15 protein-coding genes and 7 pseudogenes are annotated in these 19,834 nt (G+C 62.5%); 10 read left to right on the top strand and 12 right to left on the bottom strand.

Annotated elements, in window-relative coordinates:
- The first annotated feature begins 71 nt into the window (after nt 1-71).
- Nucleotides 72-593 (top strand): GNAT family N-acetyltransferase, encoded by a 522-nt coding sequence (locus ACFQH2_RS13465; RefSeq protein WP_377076830.1) that lies wholly within the window; start codon nt 72-74, stop codon nt 591-593.
- On the opposite strand, the gene ACFQH2_RS13460 is transcribed toward ACFQH2_RS13465, so the two are convergent.
- Together ACFQH2_RS13460 and ACFQH2_RS13455 are read right to left on the bottom strand one after the other, a co-directional pair.
- Entirely contained in the window at nt 587-1,453 is an 867-nt protein-coding gene (locus ACFQH2_RS13460) for a 2-oxoacid:ferredoxin oxidoreductase subunit beta (RefSeq protein WP_377054405.1), read from the bottom strand. The genes ACFQH2_RS13465 and ACFQH2_RS13460 overlap by 7 nt on opposite strands.
- A complete protein-coding gene (locus ACFQH2_RS13455) occupies nt 1,450-3,204 on the bottom strand; it encodes a 2-oxoacid:acceptor oxidoreductase subunit alpha (RefSeq protein WP_377054403.1) in 1,755 nt (584 codons plus the stop codon). The genes ACFQH2_RS13460 and ACFQH2_RS13455 overlap by 4 nt, the downstream gene beginning before the upstream one ends.
- A 194-nt stretch (nt 3,205-3,398) precedes the next feature.
- Here ACFQH2_RS13455 and ACFQH2_RS13450 point away from each other — a divergent pair.
- Nucleotides 3,399-4,024: pseudogene (locus tag ACFQH2_RS13450) on the top strand (FAD-dependent oxidoreductase).
- A gap of 290 nt (nt 4,025-4,314) precedes the next feature.
- Here the strand turns inward: ACFQH2_RS13450 and dnaK are convergent.
- The 3 genes from dnaK to ACFQH2_RS13435 form a co-directional block, all read right to left on the bottom strand.
- On the bottom strand, nt 4,315-6,207 hold the full coding sequence (dnaK, locus tag ACFQH2_RS13445; RefSeq protein ID WP_377054399.1) for a molecular chaperone DnaK: 1,893 nt from the start codon (nt 6,205-6,207) through the stop codon (nt 4,315-4,317).
- A 177-nt stretch (nt 6,208-6,384) separates the two neighbouring features.
- Entirely contained in the window at nt 6,385-7,395 is a 1,011-nt protein-coding gene (locus tag ACFQH2_RS13440) for a nucleotide exchange factor GrpE (RefSeq protein ID WP_377077000.1), read from the bottom strand.
- Between the two features lies 1 nt (nt 7,396).
- Nucleotides 7,397-7,519 carry a hypothetical protein gene (locus ACFQH2_RS13435; protein ID WP_377076829.1) on the bottom strand — a complete coding sequence of 41 codons (123 nt, stop codon included), beginning with the start codon at nt 7,517-7,519 and terminating at the stop codon, nt 7,397-7,399.
- Between the two features lie 102 nt (nt 7,520-7,621).
- Between ACFQH2_RS13435 and ACFQH2_RS13430 the strand changes: the two genes are divergently transcribed.
- From ACFQH2_RS13430 to ACFQH2_RS13415, 4 genes and pseudogenes are all read left to right on the top strand, one after another.
- Nucleotides 7,622-8,968, top strand: a complete 1,347-nt coding sequence (locus ACFQH2_RS13430) for a DEAD/DEAH box helicase (protein WP_377054395.1) — start codon at nt 7,622-7,624, stop codon at nt 8,966-8,968.
- Between the two features lie 40 nt (nt 8,969-9,008).
- Nucleotides 9,009-9,904: pseudogene (locus ACFQH2_RS13425) on the top strand (alpha/beta fold hydrolase).
- Between the two features lie 60 nt (nt 9,905-9,964).
- Nucleotides 9,965-11,466 (top strand): annotated as a pseudogene (locus tag ACFQH2_RS13420) (DUF790 family protein).
- Nucleotides 11,467-11,580: 114 nt separating this feature from the next.
- Nucleotides 11,581-12,027 carry a universal stress protein gene (locus ACFQH2_RS13415; protein ID WP_377054390.1) on the top strand — a complete coding sequence of 149 codons (447 nt, stop codon included), beginning with the start codon at nt 11,581-11,583 and terminating at the stop codon, nt 12,025-12,027.
- Between the two features lie 3 nt (nt 12,028-12,030).
- Here the strand turns inward: ACFQH2_RS13415 and ACFQH2_RS13410 are convergent, their stop codons facing one another.
- From ACFQH2_RS13410 to ACFQH2_RS13400, 3 genes and pseudogenes are all read right to left on the bottom strand, one after another.
- Nucleotides 12,031-12,261: a HalOD1 output domain-containing protein gene (locus tag ACFQH2_RS13410; RefSeq protein ID WP_377054388.1), complete on the bottom strand. Its 231-nt coding sequence runs from the start codon at nt 12,259-12,261 to the stop codon at nt 12,031-12,033.
- A 2-nt stretch (nt 12,262-12,263) separates the two neighbouring features.
- Nucleotides 12,264-12,847 (bottom strand): annotated as a pseudogene (locus tag ACFQH2_RS13405) (DsrE/DsrF/DrsH-like family protein).
- A pseudogene (locus ACFQH2_RS13400) lies at nt 12,844-13,088 on the bottom strand (sulfurtransferase TusA family protein). The pseudogenes ACFQH2_RS13405 and ACFQH2_RS13400 overlap by 4 nt, the downstream one beginning before the upstream one ends.
- Nucleotides 13,089-13,327: 239 nt before the next feature.
- Here ACFQH2_RS13400 and ACFQH2_RS13395 point away from each other — a divergent pair.
- The 3 genes and pseudogenes from ACFQH2_RS13395 to ACFQH2_RS13385 all read left to right on the top strand — a co-directional run bounded on the left by ACFQH2_RS13395 (nt 13,328) and on the right by ACFQH2_RS13385 (nt 15,666).
- Nucleotides 13,328-14,520: pseudogene (locus ACFQH2_RS13395) on the top strand (MBL fold metallo-hydrolase).
- Between the two features lie 6 nt (nt 14,521-14,526).
- On the top strand, nt 14,527-15,084 hold the full coding sequence (locus tag ACFQH2_RS13390; protein WP_377054380.1) for a YeeE/YedE family protein: 558 nt from the start codon (nt 14,527-14,529) through the stop codon (nt 15,082-15,084).
- Nucleotides 15,085-15,204: 120 nt separating this feature from the next.
- A complete protein-coding gene (locus tag ACFQH2_RS13385) occupies nt 15,205-15,666 on the top strand; it encodes a YeeE/YedE family protein (RefSeq protein ID WP_377054378.1) in 462 nt (153 codons plus the stop codon).
- Here ACFQH2_RS13385 and ACFQH2_RS13380 read toward each other — a convergent pair.
- The 4 genes and pseudogenes from ACFQH2_RS13380 to ACFQH2_RS13365 form a co-directional block, all read right to left on the bottom strand.
- The gene (locus ACFQH2_RS13380; protein WP_377054376.1) at nt 15,663-16,460 is read right to left on the bottom strand and encodes a ZIP family metal transporter; all 798 of its coding nucleotides are present in this window, start codon (nt 16,458-16,460) and stop codon (nt 15,663-15,665) included. The genes ACFQH2_RS13385 and ACFQH2_RS13380 overlap by 4 nt on opposite strands.
- A gap of 61 nt (nt 16,461-16,521) precedes the next feature.
- Nucleotides 16,522-17,115 (bottom strand): bacterio-opsin activator domain-containing protein, encoded by a 594-nt coding sequence (locus tag ACFQH2_RS13375; protein WP_377076828.1) that lies wholly within the window; start codon nt 17,113-17,115, stop codon nt 16,522-16,524.
- A gap of 8 nt (nt 17,116-17,123) precedes the next feature.
- A complete protein-coding gene (locus ACFQH2_RS13370) occupies nt 17,124-17,792 on the bottom strand; it encodes a GAF domain-containing protein (protein WP_377076999.1) in 669 nt (222 codons plus the stop codon).
- Between the two features lie 6 nt (nt 17,793-17,798).
- Nucleotides 17,799-18,259 (bottom strand): annotated as a pseudogene (locus ACFQH2_RS13365) (PAS domain-containing protein); the annotation flags it as partial.
- A 464-nt stretch (nt 18,260-18,723) separates the two neighbouring features.
- On the opposite strand from ACFQH2_RS13365, the gene ACFQH2_RS13360 reads away from it, so the two are divergent.
- Entirely contained in the window at nt 18,724-19,758 is a 1,035-nt protein-coding gene (locus ACFQH2_RS13360) for a 4Fe-4S dicluster domain-containing protein (protein ID WP_377054372.1), read from the top strand.
- Nucleotides 19,759-19,834: the final 76 nt, after the last annotated feature.

Raw genomic sequence — 19,834 nt, 5'->3', positions numbered from 1 at the left:
GGCTATGGTGTGGGACCGTTTGAACGTTCGTGACCGCCCTGGGTTTTGCCAGTGGAGCCTGATCTGCCGGTATGGAGGACCTGATGGTCCGTGATGCGGTTCTCGGGGATGTCCAGAGCATCACCCGCGTCGCCGAGGCGGGATGGGTAAGCGCGTACCAGGACGTGCTCGCAGAAACGACCATCGAGGCGGCGCTGGCGGAGTGGTACAGTCCGACGCTCACTCGCGAGCGCATCGAGGACGACGCCGTGACCTACCTGATCGCCGAGCAGGACGACACCGTAGTCGGGTACGCGAGCGGCGCTGCGGCCGACAACTCTGTCGTCGATCTCGGTTCGATATACGTCACGCCGGACCGCTGGGGGAGGGGATCGGGACGGCGCTGCTCGACACGTTCGAGACGCGCTGGTCGACCCGCGGATACGACGCCGTCCAACTGCTCGTGCTCGCGGACAACGAGGTCGGCCAGTCGTTCTACCGTGCCCAGGGCTACGAGGCTGTCGGGGAGCGAGAAACGGAGCTGTTCGGGGAGACGGTCAGGGAACGTCGCTATCGCAAAGAACTGGGATCGGGGCGGCGGTAGTCGTCAGTAGAACTCGCGGACGAGGTCCATCGCATCGTCGGGTGCGCCGTCCGGAATCTCCGATTTGTTCGCCTCGACGGCGTGGCGCTCGTGATACGGCACCGAGTCTTCGTCCTGATAGAGGACGCCCATATACTCCTTGTCGCCGTCCATTACGGCCTCTTTCGCTTGTTCACGGTCCGTCGGATCGTAGTCGTCGTCCTCGGCGACGTCGACCAGCGAGCCACGGAAGTAGTCGTAGGTGTCCACGTCGTTGAACGTCACGCAGGGGCTGAAGACGTTGACGAAGCCGAAGCCGTCGTGCTCGACGGCCTTCTGAACGATTTCGGCGTGTCGGAGTGCGTCGGAGCTAAAGGACTGGGCGATGAAGGTGGCGCCCGACGCCATCGCCAGCGCGAGCGGATTGACTGGCGGCTGTTTCGGTCCCTCGGGGGTCGTCGACGTCTCGAAGTCCTCGCGGCTGGTCGGCGAGGCCTGTCCTTTGGTCAGCCCGTAGATGCGGTTGTCCATCACGATATAGCTCATGTCGACGTTCCGACGAACGGCGTGGACGAAGTGTCCGGCACCGATGGAGTAGCCGTCGCCGTCTCCTCCTGCGACCATCACTTCGAGGTCGGGGTTGGCGAGTTTGACGCCGGTCCCGACCGGGAGTGCGCGACCGTGGACGCCATGGAGCGCGTAGCTGTGCATGTACGTCCCGATTTTGCCGGAACAGCCGATCCCGGCCACGATGAACGTGTTGTCCGGGTCGTTGCCGGTGTTGGCCAGCGCTTTCATCATGCCGTTCATCGTGCCGAAGTCCCCGCATCCGGGGCACCAGGTCGGCTGTTTGTCGGATTTGAAGTCTGTGAATCGAACGTCGGAACTCATGCTGTTACCTCCGTGTCGGCGGCGATTGCAGCCTCGATCTCTTCCGCGAGTTTGTTGGCCTTGAATCGTACGCCAGTGTATTTGTTGATCCGTTTCACTCTGGAGAGGACGTCGTGCTCGATCAGATCGGCGAACTGGCCGGTCTTGTTACACTCGACGACGATGACGTCGTCGGCGTCCTCGACGGCGGGCGTGAGATCGGGTCGCGGGAAGAGGTACGGTACAGAGAGCACCCGGACGTCGATCCCCCTGTCGTCGAGGATGTCGAGAGCTTCGACGAGGGCACCCTCGTTCGATCCCCACGAAATGACGAGCGAGTCGGCGTCCGCGTCGCCGAACTCGCGGTAGTCGAACGCCTCGCGTTCGCGGGCCGTCTCGACTTTTCGCTGGCGCTTGTCGACCTGCGTGACGCGCATGTCCGTGCTCTCGGTTCGGCGACCGAGTTCGTCGTGTTCGAGGCCGGTCGACATGTGTGCGCCCTCGGCCGTGCCGGGGAACGCACGCGGACTGATCCCGTCCTCGGCGTCGGCATGGGTCCGGAACCGACCCTTCGAGTCGAGCCAGTCGTCGATTTCGTCCTCGTCGACGACCTTTCCGCGGTCGATCTCGACCTCGTCCATGTCGAACTCGGACGGGTCGAACGTCTCCTCGGTGACCGCAAGCGCGAGGTCCGAGACCAGATACACCGGTAGCTGGTACTTCTCTGCGAGGTTGAACGCCTCGATAGTCCGGTGGAAACACTCGGAAATCGTCGTCGGGGCGACGACAAACCGTGGCACTTCGCCGTGCCCGCCGTACAGAGTCATGTTGAGGTCACCCTGCTCCTGTTTGGTCGGCATCCCCGTCGAGGGGCCCGACCGCATCACGTCACAGATGACCAGCGGCGTCTCGCTGGTCGCCGCAAGCCCGAACGTCTCGGACATTAGGTCGATCCCCGGACCGGAGGTCGCCGTCATCGAGCGGGCACCGGCGCGTGCCGCGCCGAGCGCCATGTTGATGGCCGAGAGTTCGTCCTCGGCCTGGATGACGTGACCGCCGTACTGCTCGATCCGGCCGATCAGGTACTGCATCACGTCGGTCGCGGGCGTGATCGGATAGCCAGCGTAGAACCGACAGCCAGCCGCGATTGCACCCATGCCGATCGCCTGGTCGCCGTTGAGCAGGACGTAGTCGTTGTCGGTCGTCTCCAGTTCGTAGTCGAACTCGCCGTAGTTCTCCTTGACGTGATCCCGACCGAGTCGGGCGGCGTCCTTGTTGTTTTCGACGATCTTCGATCCCTTGTCCCCGAACCGCTTTTCGAGGGACTCATCGAGGTTTTGGATCGGGAACGAGGCGATTTCGCAGGCGGCCCCGAGCGCCACGGTGTTCGCCATGATTGCGCCGCCTGCCTCCTCGGCCAGCGTTTTGAGCGGAACGCTCACACCGGTGATCGCTTCCGGGATCTCCGCGTCCCACGAGCGCTCGCCGTCGTAGATGATGACGCTATCCTCGTGGAGTTCGTCCAGGTTCTCATCGATTGTGCGCTGTGTCAGCGCTACCAACAGATCCAACCGATCGACGACACTCTGGACCTTCTCGGTCGACGTTCGGATCTTGTAGGCGGTGTACCCACCGCGAATGCGGGATGCGAAGTCTTTGGAGGTAAAGACGTGCCGTCCCGCACGCGACAGCGCCTGAGCGAAGATCTTTCCGGTAGAGTCGATCCCGTCACCGGCTTCGCCGCCGATCGCCCAGTTTAGATCTGATGGCATGTATTGGTCAGCGGGTTATCTTCGACACGTCAAAAGCCTTCTGAAATACCTACCTGAAAGTTTGTATAAAACCCCGAAGCGAGTTTCTTCCCGTTCATTTTGGCGGTATAACGGAACGAGAGTCTTCGGACTCTGCCTGGATCGAGCGGGTTACGAACGCAACCCCTTAGGGAGCCAGCAGCCTACTCTACTGCATGGACGAGACCGAGGTAACGGTTCGCGCGGTGGCGACTGTCGGACCGGGCACGATTACCCAGAGCAGAAACGCCCGCCGATTTCGATGCGAAACCCGGCCAGTTCGTCAGATTGCATGCAACGGTCGACGGCGAGGAGATCGCCCGCTACTACACCCTCTCGTCGCCCGACATCGAGGAGACCTTCGAGATCACCGTCGGCGTCGATCCCGAGGGCGATCTCTCCCTGGCTGGCCGACCGCGAATCCGGCGACACCGTGACGATCGAAGGCCCGTTCGGCAACGTCGCCTACGACGAGGGCGACGTTGCCGTCCTCGCTGGCGGCCCCGGCGTCGGGCCGGCAGTCGGCGTCGCCGAGGCGGCCGTCGCGGAGGGCTCCGAAGCTACAATCGTCTATCAGGACGATGCACCCGCCCACGAACAGCGCCTGGACGCGCTTGTCGACTCCGGTGCAACCGTTCGGATCGTCGAGAACAAACAGGGCCTTACCGACGCCGTCAGGGAGGTCGTCGACGATGGTCAGATCTACGTCTTCGGCTTTCAGACGTTCGTCGAGGACGCCCGTGACGCCGTCGAGGCCGGCGGCGGTGACTTCTCCGAGGCGGAAGTCGAATCGTTCGGGTAGCCGGACAACCGACTCTTCGTGAGTCGATAGTACTCTCCTGCCGTTCGGTTGTCTCCGCCCGTTCGTAGTCGTGGCTATGAGTGTCTCTGTTCGCCTTTCGGTCATCGTCGAGCGGACGATTCTAAATCGCTGGTAGTGGTCTTCGTCGTATAACTAAAAAGTTCGCTTCGCTCACGTTTTCAGACACAGGCACTCCGATGGAGTGTCTGGCCTCTGCTCACTGTGTTTGCGGAGACACCGGGAGAGTTCACTTCGTTCGCCTCCCGAGCTGACGAGAGCGATTCGTCGTGTTACTCCTCGTCGGTCTCGTCCACGTCTTCGAAGTCGGCGTCGACGAACTCGTCTCCCTCGGCGTCAGGACCGGGCCCTGCAGCGCCGCCGGGGCCGCCCGCCGCCGCACCGCCCATGCCGCCTGCGCCTGCTGCGCCGGCCTGGGCTTCCTGCTGGTACATCTGTTTGCCTATCTCCTGGAGCGCGTCGCTGAGGCTCTCGGTGGCCTCCTCGTACTCCTCTTTGCCGGCGTCCTCGTCTTCGAGCGTCGCTTCGACGTTTTCGATTTCGGCCTCGATATCCTCGATCAGGGCCTCGTCGAGTTCCTCCTCGTTCTCCTCGAGCAGCGTGTCCGCTCGCTGGATGGACTCCTCGGCAGCGTTGCGCGCTTCGATGCGCTCGCGACGTTCCTGATCTTCTTCGGCGTGCTGTTGGGCTTCCTGCTGCATCTCCTCGATCTGGTCGTCGGAGAGGCCAGCGCCGCCTTCGATGGTGATCTCCTCGGCGTTGCCGGAGCCTTTGTCCTCGGCCTGCACGTTGACGATGCCGTTCTCGTCGATGCTGAAGCCGACCTCGATCTGGGGCGTTCCGGCCGGTGCCGGCGGGATGCCGGTGAGGTGGAACTCGCCGAGCATCTCGTTTTCGTTAGCAATCTCTCGCTCGCCCTGGAAGACCCGGACCTGCACGGAGGTCTGGTTGGCCGCGGCCGTGGTGAAGATCTTCGACTCCTCGGTCGGGATGGTCGTGTTCTTCTCGATGAGTCGCTCGAAGAGGCCGCCTTTGACCTCGATACCGAGCGAGAGCGGCGTCACGTCGAGCAGCACGATGTCGTCGACCTCGCCGCCGAGCACGCCACCCTGGATCGCCGCACCGAGTGCGACGGCTTCGTCCGGGTTGACGTTCTTTTTCGGCTCCTTGCCGGTCATCTCCTCGACTTTCTCCTGGACCTGTGGCATCCGCGTCGAGCCACCGACCATCAGCACTTCGTCGATGTCGTCTTTGGATTTGCCGGCGTCTTCGAGCGCCTGTTCGGTCGGTGCGACAGTCCGCTCGATCAGGTCGGCCGTGAGCGACTCGAATTTCGCACGCGTCAGGCTCTCTTCGAGGTGGATCGGACCGTCGTCGGTCGCGGTGACGAAGGGCAGATTGATCTCCGTCTCTTTGCGCGAGGAGAGTTCGATCTTGGCTTCCTCGGCGGCGTCTTTCAGTCGCTGGAGGGCCTGTCGGTCGTCGGTAAGATCGACGCCGTGTTCGTTCTCGAAGTTCTCCGCGAGCCAGTCGATGATCGCGTGGTCCCAGTCGTCGCCACCGAGGTCGTTGTCCCCGTTCGTGGCGACGACCTCGTAGACACCGCCTCCGAGGTCGAGAATCGAAACGTCGAACGTCCCGCCACCGAGGTCGTAGACGAGGACCGTCTGGTCCTGGTCTTCGTCGATCCCGTAGGCCATCGACGCGGCGGTCGGTTCGTTGACGATCCGCTCGACTTCGAAGCCGGCGATCTCGCCGGCGTCTTTCGTCGCCTGGCGCTGTCGATCACTGAAATAGGCAGGGACCGTGATGACTGCCTTCTCCAGTTCCTCGCCGAGATACTCCTCGGCATCGTGTTTGATCTTCTGGAGGATCATCGCCGAGACCTGCTCGGGCGTATACTCTTCGTCGTCGATCTGGACGGTATAGTCCTCGTCGCCCATGTGGCGCTTGATCGACTCGATCGTCCGGTCCGGATTCTGGATCGCCTGGTTCTTCGCCGGTTTGCCGACGAGCCGCTCGCCGTCTTCGGTAAAGGAGACGGCAGAGGGCGTCGTCCGCTCCCCTTCGCCGTTTACGATGATCTCGGGGTCACCACCTTCCATAACAGCGAACGCGCTGTTCGTCGTACCAAGGTCGATACCGAGAATCTTGTTACTGGCCATCTTGCAAGAGGATTGTAGACTGTTCCGTATAAACCTTTCTACACAGCGACAAACGCACGAATTAAAATCCGGGGAAGCGGTCGCTACGCAACTTATTTCGGTCGCCGTGTAGCGGTGCTTTTAATCAGAGACCGTGGTATTCTCTCGATCAAACACGTTTGGTTCGAGGGTCCCGAACTACTCCTCGTTCGCCGCGACGTCCGCGTCCCGTTCGTGTTCGTCTTCCGGTTTCTCGTCGCCGTCTCCTTCCTCCTCCGCTTCGTCAGTGTCCTCGGCTTCAGTATCGTCTTCTTCGACTTGGTCGTTATCAGCCTTTTCCTCGTCGGGTTCGGCTTCGGCATCCTCGGCCTCCTCGTCCTCCCTGTCGTCGACTTCGGCAGCATCCTCGCTGGACTCCTCAGTTTCAGGTTCGGCCTCACTTTCGTCCGCGACCGCCTCGACGGCTTCAGCGTCTTCATCTTCGTCTACGGTCGCTTCGACCTCTTCGTCGTCCTCCTCTCCGCTGTCCGCGTCAACCTCGACGTCTTCGATGGCCTCGTCCTCACCTTCGCTCTCTTCAGGGACCTCTTCGCCGGCCTCGGTGTCCGCGTCGGCCTCCTCCTCGTCGTCCTCGCTTTCCTCGACCGGGGCTACACCCGTGCTGACGGTGACCTGGGCCGACTGGAGCAGTTTGTCCGCGATCTCGTAGCCGGGACGGTACAGATCCGCGACTGTCCCCTCCGGTTCGTCGCTGTCGACGCGCATCATCACCTCGTGTTTGTTGGGGTCGACCTCCGCACCCGCTTCCGGTTCGACCGGCGCGACGTTCTCGTCTTCGAGGATCCGATCGAAGCTCTTGAGCGTCATCTCGACGCCCTCGCGGATACTCTCGACGTCGTCGTGGTCCTGGTCGACCGCCCGGAGCAGGTTGTCCCGGACCTCGACGAGTCGCTCGACGACGTCTTCGGCCGCTCGCTCTTTGATCCGCTCTTTCTCCCGTTCCTGACGTTTCTTGTAGTTCTGGAACTCCGCCTGTTTCTTCTGGAGTTTCTCCTCAAGCGTCTCGATTTTCGCGTCCCGTTCTTCGAGCTCCGACTGCACCGTTTCGAGTTCGGATTCGGTCTCCGCAGATCGTCCCGTACCGCCTCGAGGGTCTCTTCGAGGTCGGCGACCGCGCCGTTGAGTTCGATTGCGATCTCGGCCAGTGATTTCACTTCCTGGCCAGCTCCGGATCGCGTTCTGCGACCTGTGCGACCAAGTCCTCGCGGATCTCCATATCGATGTCCGCATCCGGGTCCGGCGCTTCGGCCTCGGCTCCCTCGTCTTCGGTCATGCCCGGTACAAGCCGTCCGGCAAGTATAAGCGTTCAGGAAACCGCTCGCGGCAAGGGGTGTCTCCGGAACCGTTTTTCCGTTCCCCGCCCCTACGCAGTGACGTGACGACGAGGCTCAGTTTCGAGGACGGGACGCTTCGGCTCACCGGCGAGGACGTCGGCGACCTGCCGGACGTCGAGTTCGATCCGCGCTCGGAGAGCTATCGTGCACCAGCCCATCGGTACGCGACCCTCCGTGACGCCCTCGACAAGCGAAGCGAGGAGGTCGTGGACGACGTGCTGGATCTCCAGTCCGTGCCGTCGCTCACATCGAGCTATCAGCTCCGCGAGTACCAGCGCGACGCGCTCGACGCCTGGCAGGCCGCCGACCGCCGTGGCGTCCTCGAACTCCCGACCGGGAGCGGCAAGACCGTCATCGGCGTCGCCGCCATCGCGGCGCTGTCGACGCCGACGCTCGTCGTCGTTCCGACCATCGACCTGCTCGAACAGTGGCGTGCCGAACTGGACGAGGAGTTCGGCAACGATATCGACCTCGGACAGCTCGGCGGCGGCGTCCAGCAGGTCGGCCCGCTGACGATTGCTACCTACGACTCGGCGTATCTCCGGGCCGCCGCGCTCGGGGACCGGTTCGGCCTGGTGGTGTTCGACGAGGTCCACCACCTGGGCGGCGAGGGGTTCCGACAGATCGCCCGGTTGCTCGCCGCACCCGCTCGACTCGGTCTCACGGCGACCTTCGAGCGACCGGACGACGCCCACGAGGTCGTCGAGGAACTGGTCGGAGAGGTCGTTTACTCGCTGGTACCGGACGATCTGGCTGGCGAACATCTCTCCGCCTACGAGGTCAAGCGCCGCTCTGTCTCCCTCACTGACGAGGAGCGCGCGGAGTACGACGAGCAACAGGGAACGTTCACCGACTACCTCGCGCGCTCGAACATCCAGTTACGCAGCGGAAGCGATTATCAGGAACTCGTCAAGCGGTCGGGACGCGACCCCGAGGCCAGAGACGCGCTCCTCGCGAAGCAACGTGCCCGCGAGATCATGATGAGTAGCGATGCCAAGGTCGACGCCCTCGCCGACATCCTCGACCGCCATCGCGGCGAGCGCACCATCGTCTTCACCGCCCACAACGACTTCGCCTATCGGATCGCCGACCGGTTCCTGATCCCGCCGATCACGCACCGAACCTCGACGAGTGAGCGCCGGGAGATTCTCGATCGGTTCCGCGCGGGCGAGTACACACGCGTCGTCACGTCGAACGTGCTGGACGAGGGAATCGACGTCCCCGACGCCAGCGTCGCGGTCGTCCTCTCGGGGAGCGGGAGCGAACGCGAGTTCACGCAGCGACTCGGCCGGATCCTCCGTCCGAGCGAGGAGACCGACCGCGCCCTCCTGTACGAAGTCGTTGCCCGTGACACCGCCGAAGAGGGCGTGTCGAACCGCCGGCGGTGACGGTTCAGCCCCGCCTGGGCGGTTAGCTATTTCCGATCACATGTGGTTAGTTAACATGATGGCTACGGAGCACACTGACGCACTCGAACCGCTCGATATGTGGATCGACGTTGGCGGGCGGCACCTCCACTACGTTACGGCCGGTAGCGGCGCAACTCCGGTCGTGTTACTTCACGGCGGCATCATCGATGCCGCCACGCTCTCGTGGGGCGGCTCGATTGCCCCGTTCGCCGACGATCAACGAGTTATCGCACTCGACCTGCCGGGCTACGGTAGCAGTAGCCGTCCGGACGCGGAGTACACGACAGCATATCATACCGAGGTTCTCGGGGACTTCCTCGACGCCCTGAACCTTTCCTCGATCAGTCTCGTCGGCGTCTCGATGGGGGCGGGATTGCGCTCCGATACGCGTTACATAACCAGTCTCGCGTCAAGAGTCTCGTTCTCGTCGACAGTCACGGACTCGGTCGACAGCTCCCCAACGGCTATCTTACGTACGTCCTGTCGCGGCTTCCGAAACTGAACGAGCTATCGATCTCGCTCCTCAAACGAAACCGTCGGCTTGCAAAACTCGCCCTTTCGGGGATTGTCCACGACCCGGATACGCTGTCCCGGTCGGTCGTCGACGAGTTCTACCGCCTCCTGCAGCGGCCGGATGCGGGGCGGGCATACCGGCGCTGGCGAGCATGTGAAGTCGAACGGGGCGGTTTCCGGACCGACTTCTCGGATCGGCTTGAGGATCTGGAGGTCCCGACTCTGCTCGTCCACGGCACCGAGGACCCCATCTTCCCGGTCAGGTGGTCGCGCCGAGCGGCGGACCGGATCCCCGAAGCCAGCCTCGAAATCCGCCCGGAGTGTGGGCACTGGCCCCAGCGCGAGCAAACCACCGCGTTCAACGAGCGAGCGATGGAGTTTCTGGTCCGGTACGGTCAGTGATCGACGCGAGAGAACGCCGTCTCGAATGGGTTTTTATCGCCACCCACCGTAGCCCGCATCGTGCTGACGAAGGAACTGCTCCGCGTCTCCCGGGCCGGTGGGGGCTACCATCCACAGTTTGCCAGACGGGAGCACCGCCCGCTGGCGGCGAAACTACTCGGCACCTATCAGGGCCACGTCGGTCACACGGCCGGCGAACTCGAGGATGCACTCACTACACTGGAACGCGATGCGGAGGATTTCAAACTCGTTCGGGGGTCGCCAAACTGCTAGAGCACGATGCGACCTTCGAGACGCAAGCGCCAGTGGACCCGGAGCGGGCGCGACGGAGCGCCTTCGAGACCGCAGAATCCGTGGGCGTCGTCCGGCCGGAAGAGCGTGCGGAGGCTATCGAGCAAGCGTCGACCGGTCTCGCAGTTCCGACTGACGACCTCGAAACCTCGCTGTTTGCCGACCTCGACGACAGGCAGGTGCTCACGTCGTTCGACGCCCGCTGGGACCCCGATGGGCTGATCACACAGTACAACCTCTCGCTCGCCCAGACCGCGCTGTTCGATGCGACGGAGATCCGGGTCCGGTCGTCAGATCCGAAGGGCCTCGTCTCTGCAGTGAAGCGACTCGGCCTGCTTTACGAGGTGCGAAAGACGGGCGAGGGACGAGAGTTGGTCGTCACCGGCCCGACCGGGCTCTTTCGAGCGACGCGGCGGTACGGCACCCAGTTCGCACGATTGCTCCGGAGCGTCGCGAAGACCGACGAGTGGCATCTCTCGGCGACTATCGACGACCGCGGCACCGAGCGCGAACTCCGCCTCTCGGACGACGATCCAGTGCGCGTGCCGGGCGTCGAACCACTCGTTGAGGACCGCTACGACAGCGGCGTCGAGGCCGACTTCGCCGCCCGGTTCGAGGCGCTGGATCTGGACTGGGAGCTCGTCCGGGAGCCGGAGCCACTGGCCGCCGGGGCGAGCGTGATGATCCCCGACTTCGCCTTCGACTACCGCTTCGCAGACTTCCGCATCTTCTTCGAGATCATGGGCTTTTGGACGCCGGAGTACGTCGAGACCAAACTCTCGAAACTCGATAGCGTCGAGGACGTCGAACTGCTGGTCGCCGTCGACGAGAGTCTCGGCGCGGGCGAGGAGATCGAGGCCCGCGACCACCGGGCGATTCCCTACTCCGGAACGGTACGGATCAAGGACGTCCGCGACGCTCTACGCCGGTACGAGACGGACCTCGAATCGGCCAGCGCGGCCGACCTGCCCGACGAACTCGTTCCCGAGGCTGACGCCCTCACGCTCGACGAACTGGCCGACCGCCACGGCGTGAGCGTGAGCGCTATCGAGGAGCAATCGTTCCCCGAGCACGAACGTATCGGACGGACGCTGGTGCGTCCGGCGGTGCTCGACGCACTGGCGACCCGACTTGACGCCGGGATGGACTTCGCTGATGCCGAGGAACGGATCACCGAGGCGGGCATCGACGACGCGAGCACCGCCCTCTCGCGTCTCGGCTACCGCGTCGAGTGGGAGGGGCTAAGCGGCGGGACGGTTCGCGAGCAGTAATCGACCGTTCCCGAGGCTCAGCTGTACTGAACGAAGTATTCTGCGACTACTGTCGACGGGAGCGCGTTCACAACACCCGGAACCGTTAACTGATGAGCCACATAGCATCCCGCTATGGTACTGCTGGTTCCGTTCGATGGGTCCGACCTCTCCACGGCCGCGCTGGAACGCGCCCGAGAGTTCGGCGAGTTCACCGACGAGGAAGTCGTCGCGCTCGCGGTCATCCCTCCGGACCCCGAGTTCGCACGAGACCGTGGCTGGCTAGCGCCTGATGAAGCGTTCGACGCGGAGATGATCTGTACGCGTATCCGTCATCAACAGGAGGACGTCGCTCCCGACGCCACCTTCCGCTGCGAGGAGACCGCAGAGACGGATTACCGCGCGACGATCACGACCGATATCACGCGAACGATCCGCCAGGTAGCGGCAGAACTAGAAGCCTCTATCATCTTCATCGGTAGCGAAAACGCCGGCCGTGTCTCGACGCCGCTGACCAGCGTCGGCAATCCGATTTCGGAGGACCCGCACTACGATATTCACATCGTTCGCCACGCGGAGTAATCGTTACTCGATTGCGACCCGTCCGTCAGAATAGAGACTCACTTCGTGGCCGCAGTACACGAACGACACCGAGCAATGTCGCGACGATTCGTCGGTGCGGGTGTTCTCGAACAGTTGGTTCAGGGCGTCCGGATCAATCGCGGTGGCGAGTGGGGGTGATAGATCGCTCGGCCGGGTTCCCTCGCGATCAGCCACGGCTTCGATGATGCGGATGCTCGGGGGCTTGCCGGACACCGCTAGATCATGAGCTGCACGTCCGATTCGGACATGTGCTGAAGCGCGGTTGCAGCGCCAACGCCAGTGGTCACGCCGTCGTAGAAGTCGTCATCGTCGTAATCCATCAGCTCGATCGTCATCTGACAGGCCTGCAGATCGACGCCCTGTTCGAGCGAGAGATCGATCAACTCTTTGATCGTCGCGGTGCCGTTCTCGTCGATCTTGTTGCGCATCATACGCGTCGCCATCGCGTCCATCCCGGGGAGGGCGGCGACTGCGTTCGGCATCGGCATGCTCGGGTTGCCGACCGCGCTCAGTTTGAGGTCTTCCGATTTCTCCTCGTGGAGGATGTCGAGTCCCCAGAACGTATGGAAGACGACGACGTCCCAGCCGAAGGCTGCGGCCGTACTCGCCAGAATCAGCGGCGGGTACGCCATGTCCAGCGTCCCTTTGGTGGAGACGATTGTCATCTGCTTCGTATCGTCGCCCTCGTCGAGGTCGGCCAGAGACTCCTCAGCTCGCCGACGCGCTCGCGAAGGGCTTCCATCTCCGCGGGATCGGGTGTCGTCTCGTCACCGGACGGTGTGGTGCTGTCGGTACTCATGCAGTCTGTTTCACGTAGTGTTTGTACACGTCGTCGGCCTCGACCTGTTCGAGCAGTTCGACACCCGGCGTTCCCTCTGCCCAGCCCTCGATGTCGCTCATGCTACCGGAGTCCGTCGCGAGGACCTCGAGGACCTCCCCTCGGCGAGGCCGTCGATGGCCTGTTTGGTCTTGACGACCGGCATCGGGCAGGACTCTCCTTTCACGTCGAGCGTCTCGGCGATATCGTATTGTGAACTCATAGTTGATCTGCTCTGTATTGGAGCTATTACACAATATCAGACAGATGGATATAAAAGCTCCGGTAATTGTATGCGATATGAACAGCCGCTATTCCAAGGCTATGGAATTATGGAGTGAGATGGCGTATCCTAGCGTAGAAGTCCTCTTGAGCAAAAACCGCAGATTCTCATATTGTATAGTAACTGCACTACTATGCAAACCCTTATGAGGAACCACCCAATATTCTACGGTGTACAACATGGACGACATGGACTTTCCAACGCCGGACGTCGAAGTCGAATCGGTCGACCCCACTGAGTTGAAAGCACAGATCGACGCGGGCGAGTCAGTCACCCTCCTCGACGCGCGTATGACGAGCGAGTACGAGGAATGGCGGATCGACGGCGAGAACGTCGAATCGATCAACATCCCGTACTTCCACTTCCTCGACGACGAGATTCCCGAGGACGTGCTCGATCAGATTCCGGACGACCGCGAGCTGACCGTTCTGTGTGCCAAGGGCGGCGCAAGCGAGTACGTCGCGGGATCGCTGAAAGAACTCGGATACGACGTCGACCACCTCAACAACGGAATGAACGGCTGGGCGCGCGTCTACGAGGCCGTCGAAGTCACCGACTACGACGGTGCGGGGACGCTCCTGCAGTATCAGCGCCCCTCCAGTGGCTGTCTCGGCTACTTCGTCTACGACAACGGCGAAGCCGCCGTGATCGACCCGCTTCGCGAGTTCACCGACCGGTATCTGGAGGACGCCGAGGAGTTGGGCGTCGAACTTCAGTACGCCATCGACACGCACGTGCACGCGGACCACATCTCGGGCGTCAGGAATCTGGCTGACGAAGGCGTCGAGGGCGTCATCCCCGAGTCAGCAGTCGAGCGGGGCATCACCTACGCCGACGACATGACTCTCGCCGCGGACGGTGACGAGTTCGAGGTCGGCGACGTGACCATCGAGACGGTCTACACGCCCGGCCACACCTCCGGAATGACTTCGTACCTGATCGACGACTCGCTGCTCGCGACCGGCGACGGCCTGTTCATCGAGAGCGTCGCGCGGCCGGACCTCGAAGAGGGCGACGAGGGCGCACCCGAAGCCGCGAGCCAGCTCTACGAGTCGCTTCAGGAGCGTGTTCTCACGCTGCCCGACGAGACGCACATCGGTGGCGCGCACTTCAGCGATGCGGCGGAGCCAACCGAGGACGGCACCTACACCGCGCCGATCGGCCAACTCGTCGACGAGATGGACGCGCTGACGATGGACGAAGACGAGTTCATCGAGCTGATCCTTTCGGACATGCCGCCCCGCCCCTCTAACTACGAGGACATCATCGCCACCAACCTCGGCCAGCAGGAGGCCAACGACGAGGAAGCCTTCGAGCTAGAACTCGGCCCGAACAACTGCGCCGCTGCCAGGAATCGCTGGCGGATGACTGATCGGGGATGGTAACCGAACTCGTCGCTCCGGCACTGCTCGAAACACCGTTCCCGGAGGGGATCAGTCGCTACGCCGTCGGTGGCCTGTTCGTTGGCCTCGGCGCGCTCGTCATCTACCTCGGGACCGGGATCAGCGCCGGCGCGAGCACCTTCCTCGAATCAACGCTGTCGTACGTCTCGGATCAATCCCGATTCCAGCAGTATCGGCGCTCGCGGGACTGGCGGATCGTCTTCACCCTCGGGATCATCTCCGGGGCGGCAGTCTACGCGCTCACGTTCCAGTCCGGACTCGTCACGAGTTCGTTGTACACGCCGGGGACGACCGGCACGCTCCGAGAGATCGGCGGTGTGACGGTCTGGCTCACCGACGTCCAGCCGTGGCGGCTGTTCCTCGGCGGTATCTTCGTCGGGGTCGGCACCCGCATCGGGAAGGGCTGTACCTCCGGTCACGGCGTCTGTGGCGTCGGTTCGGCCTCGAAAACGTCGATCATCGGCGTGGCGACGTTCATGCTCGTTGCGATCGGGACCGCTCAGCTAGTGATGGCGCTGGGGGTGAGCCCGTAGTGAGCGAGACCCAAGCGAAGCGCGGGTCTCGGAATTGCGAACGGCGAGGTGACGAGTCGGGAGACGCGAGAGCCGACCACAGAGAGGGTCTCGGAATTGCGAACGGCGAGGTGACGAGCCGTGAGTAGTGCCCGCCACCCGCTGTTCATGCCGCTGATCTACGTCGGTGGCCTGATCTTCGGCTTCGGCCTCGGTTTCAGTCATATGGCCCAACCGGAGGTCGTGTTGAACTTCCTCCAGTTCGAGGACTTCGGCCTGATCTTCGTGATGTTCGGGGCCGCTATCGTCACCGGACTCGGCTTTGCGATCATCCCGCGACTGCTCGACAGCGCACCGCTGACCGGCGACAGCTACGGTCGGCGGCTGAAGTCGTTCGATCGGAACGTCCTGATCGGCGGCTCGATATTCGGCGTCGGCTGGGGCCTCTCGGGGATCTGTCCCGGCGCGGCCTACGCCAGCCTCGGCGTCGGCAACGTGACGATCCTCTGGGCGCTCGCCGGCATGTTCGTCGGCGCGTACCTGCAGGGTGTCTGGCGCAGTCAGAGCGCCGACACCGACGGAGTCGCGACCGGTGCAGATTAAATGAACGCGAGGGGGATCATCACGAGGACCCCGATGACGATACCGGTTCCGAGTTCGACTTTTCCGCCGTACTGAAACTCCGATCCCAGATCCAGCGCCTCCGGAATGAACTCCGTCAGAACGAGATAGATCATCGCACCGGCGGCGAAGCCAAAGCCGAAGGGGAGGAACTGCCGCGCGTAGCGGACGAACGCGAACGCGATGACGGCCCCGATCGGCTGTGGCAGACTGGAAAAGACCGCCCACCAGACCATCTTCCACTCCGAGATGCCCATCGATCGGAGCGGGATGGAGATGGCCGTCCCCTCCGGGATGTTGTGAATCGAGATGGCGATGGTCATGAAGACCGCCAGCAGCGGGACGGTAAAGCCGAGGATCTGCAGGCCGCCTTCGAGGCCGAGGTCGGCAAAGGAGACGCCGACAGCAACGCCCTCGGGGAAACTGTGGACCGTCAAGATCCCGAGGATGAGCACGAGCTTTTTGAAGTCCGCTTCCTCGTACTCCTGGGGATCGATTTCCGCGTCCACGAGCACGTCGTGTGCGACGATGACGAGCAGGACGCCGACGCCCATCCCTGCGATGATTTCCAGTGGGGTCCCCTCCCTGAGTCCCTCTTCGATGAGTCCGAACAGCGACGCCGACACCATGATCCCGGAGGCCAGGCCCCAGAGAACGACGTTGTATCGGTCGCTAATATCGTCGAAGAAGAAAAACGGGATAGCGCCGAGACCCGTCGCCAGCGCGGTGATGAACCCGGCGACAAATACCAACACGAGGTTTTCTACGAGGGCCATTGACACGTTACCTGTCGGACTGACAGTATAAATCGGCAGCGGAACCGACGTGAACGCTCGGTCAGAGCGGTCGATCCAACCGATTCGGCATCGTCTCGTCGAACAACTCGGAGAAGAGTTTCTTCTCGGCGGCCCGGAGATGCTGTGTGAACGTCGTCTGTGAGATGTCCATCATCGATGCGACCTCCTCGCCGCTGTGTTCACGGGGCCAGTCGAAGAAGCCGGAAAAGTACGCAGTCTGGGCCGCTTCTCGTTGCCGATCTGTCAGGGTCGAGGCTAGCTGTTTCCGGAACGCCGCTTCAGTCTGAACGTCTCGCTCGCGCTCGCGCTGTGCGACCAGTGTCAGATCGTCGTATGTCGTCTGGAGTGCGTCGACGACAGTTCGGATGTCGTTCGAACTGCTGACCTGTGCGACTAGCTGGCCACCATCTGTACCGGAGATAGAAAACGACTCGACGCTGGCACCATACTGGGCCAGCGTTGCGACGATGGACCGATCATCGATCATCAGTCGGAACAGCGCACAGTCGTCGTGCGTGTATACGTGCTGGACCGAGCTAATGTGATCGGCCTCGGCCGCATAGGCGGTGACGGTTTCCGGTGTGGTGCCAGTGACAGTGACATACTGGATACGGTCGCCGTCGCCATCACCCACGATCTGTTCTACGGCAACCGTACAGTCAGTTCGGCTGCCAGCGTCGCGAGCGGATCGTCGATAGCGTTCAACTGGAACTCGAGTTCGGTCACGCTGTCGGAGGCGAGTGTCTGCTTGCTTTCGACGGCGCTGATCGCGTCCGCGACCGTCCGGCCGAGTTCCGCGAAGATATCGTGCTTGATCAGGTCGAACGCCTCCGTATCACTGGTCTCTACGACGAGGACACCGTACTCCGCGCCGCGATAGGCGAGCGGCACCACGACGCTCTGGGTCTTTGCTGTCGTTTCCAGCAGGTCGCTCTCGGTGGTGGTGAAAACCGGTTCCTGACTGTCGAGTGCGGTCTCGACCGGCGTTGGCGTCGACGCACACAGCCTCTCGATGTGGTCGTCGAGTGTATCCACGTCGGTGCCGGCCCACGCCCGTGGACTGATCGTCCCGTCGACGAGCCCCCGGTTGCCGATCCACGCGGCATCGAAGAGGTCGGCGCGAACGAACTGCTCGCACACCGCCCGTTCGATCTCGTCGCGGGTCGACGCGGCCACCAGTTCGCGGTTGACGTCGCGGAGGACCCCGTTCGTGTTGTTCAGTAGGGTCAGGCGCTCGTTCTGGTCTTCAATACGGATCTCGCGTTCCTTTCGTTCGGTAACATCGCGCTCGACCGCGACGTAGCGCTCCACCTCTCCGTCGTCGGTGATGGGGGCGATCGTTGTATCGACCCAGCAGAGCTCCCCGACTTCCGTCGGTTGGTGAGTTCACCCTCCCAGACGGAGCCGGATTCGATCTGCTCCCACAGGTCCGCGTAGAACTCCTCGTCGTGTGTTCCGGACTGCCAGAGCCGCGGGTTCTCTCCGAGCACTTCGTCCGGTTCGTACCCCGTAACCGATTCGACGGCCGGATTCGCGTACTCGATGGTGCCGTCCGGATCGGTAAGAAAGATCGCGTGCCCAGCATGTTCGATAGCTTTCCGATAGCCACGCAGGCGGTCGTTGGCCGTCTGTAGCTGTGTTTTGATGGCTTCCTCGCCCTCGACGTATTCCGCGAGGTAGTACACTGTCAGGATAGCGAGGACGCTCACGATGAGGCCCGGGAGTTCTTCGAGACCGGTACTGGCGGTCTGTACCGTGAGGATCTGCCGAAGCGTCATGAAAGACAGTAGAAGCGTCAGAAAGCCAAATCGACGGTCGCGGCTACGAGAGAGCAGCAGAACCGAGTAGCCGACACCGAACAGGCGCAGTCCGATCGATAGGAGGATGATCCAGTTCATCTGTGTCTCCGTGTCCGACTATCGCTCGGACGTAGCCCGTTGATTGTCCGGGTATCTCTTGGTGACACGTTCATTATAAAGGGTGTGCCGGCCTCCTGAATAAATATCTGTGGTCTCTGGCCCGCAGCGCGACACGCCCCGATTCGACGTCTGACACTCCCAACCCAAACAGTATTGGCATCCCCGATATGGGGTGTATAATCAGTCACTACCCGGGTCAATCTGTATTGGTACTGTTCTTTCCATCGGTGTCTGCGTACCTCTACGTGTATGAACCCCAAAACTAACCGGTCGATATTGACCCGGACTGCTGATAGTGTGGCAGCCGGCCACGGGTGGTGGCAATGAGTGGCGTAGACGAGGGAGAGACGCTCCCGGGGATCCCGAACGTGGAGAAAACAGATCTGAACCAGATGGTGGAAAACGAGCGTGTCGACCCACGCGAGGAACTCGCGGACGTCGACGCCGACACCGACCTCGGGATCGCAATGGCCGAGGACGCACAGGCCGTCGCACGCGGTGAACTCACCGGCGACGAGTACTGGGACAAGTACGACGAGGCCGCAGCCCAGGAGTTCGGCACGGCGTATCATGAGACACCGAACCCCGCGGTCGACGCAGGCGATCAGACTATTTCGACGGAAACCGCTGAATCGCTGAGCTGTTCCGTTGGGTCGATGGACACCGTCTCGAAGCAATCAGCGCAGGTCAACGGCGACGAGTCGGACGGGGGAATCGGCGAGGGCGACGAGAAGTGGGGCATGGTGATCGACCTGCAGAAGTGCGTCGGTTGTGACTCGTGTACCGTCGCCTGCAAGGCCGAAAACCGGACTCCTCCGGGCGTCTCGTACAACGTCGTGATGGAAGAGGAACACGGCGAGTTCCCGAACGTGACGCGGACAAACGTGCCTCGTCCGTGCATGCAGTGTGATAACCCACCCTGTGTTCAGGTATGTCCGGTCTCGGCGACGTACAAGATGGACGACGGCGTCGTCAACATCGATTACGACCGGTGTATTGGCTGTCGATACTGCAATATCGCCTGTCCGTACGGCGCGCGGTACTTTGACTTCGGCGAGAACTACGACGACGAGGTCGATGAAGCGGGCGAACTGACGAGCCCGGAGTACGGCGTCGACAGAGGAGCACGTGAAGAGGGCGAATCACCGATCGGTAACATCCGCAAGTGCAGTTTCTGTACGCACCGGCTGGAGCGCGGCGAAGAGCCGGCCTGCGTCGAGACCTGTATCGGGGACGCCCGCAATATGGGCGACCTGGACAACCCCGACAGCGATGTCGCGGAAATGGCCGACTCGTCACGGGCGTTCCAACTGAAAGAAGAGGAGGGGACCGACCCCAACGTCTACTACCTCAAATAGCACGATGGCAACAGAAAGTTCAAACTTCGATTTCGCTCCAGGCTTCTGAAGACAGCCGACTACGAATCGCCTGGTA

The sequence above is a fragment of the Natronoarchaeum sp. GCM10025703 genome (genome assembly GCF_042661985.1).
Classification (GTDB): domain Archaea; phylum Halobacteriota; class Halobacteria; order Halobacteriales; family Natronoarchaeaceae; genus Natranaeroarchaeum.
Note: the sequence above shows the minus strand (reverse complement) of the source record. Positions and strands in the feature narration are given on the sequence as shown.

Coding starts and splice junctions, on each gene's coding strand:
- ACFQH2_RS13465 (WP_377076830.1), top strand. CDS start 72: ATGGAGGACCTGATGGTCCGTGATGCGGTTCTCGGGGATGTCCAGAGC.
- ACFQH2_RS13460 (WP_377054405.1), bottom strand. CDS start 1,453: ATGAGTTCCGACGTTCGATTCACAGACTTCAAATCCGACAAACAGCCG.
- ACFQH2_RS13455 (WP_377054403.1), bottom strand. CDS start 3,204: ATGCCATCAGATCTAAACTGGGCGATCGGCGGCGAAGCCGGTGACGGG.
- dnaK (WP_377054399.1), bottom strand. CDS start 6,207: ATGGCCAGTAACAAGATTCTCGGTATCGACCTTGGTACGACGAACAGC.
- ACFQH2_RS13435 (WP_377076829.1), bottom strand. CDS start 7,519: ATGACCGAAGACGAGGGAGCCGAGGCCGAAGCGCCGGACCCGGATGCG.
- ACFQH2_RS13415 (WP_377054390.1), top strand. CDS start 11,581: ATGGTACTGCTGGTTCCGTTCGATGGGTCCGACCTCTCCACGGCCGCG.
- ACFQH2_RS13390 (WP_377054380.1), top strand. CDS start 14,527: ATGGTAACCGAACTCGTCGCTCCGGCACTGCTCGAAACACCGTTCCCG.
- ACFQH2_RS13380 (WP_377054376.1), bottom strand. CDS start 16,460: ATGGCCCTCGTAGAAAACCTCGTGTTGGTATTTGTCGCCGGGTTCATC.
- ACFQH2_RS13360 (WP_377054372.1), top strand. CDS start 18,724: ATGAGTGGCGTAGACGAGGGAGAGACGCTCCCGGGGATCCCGAACGTG.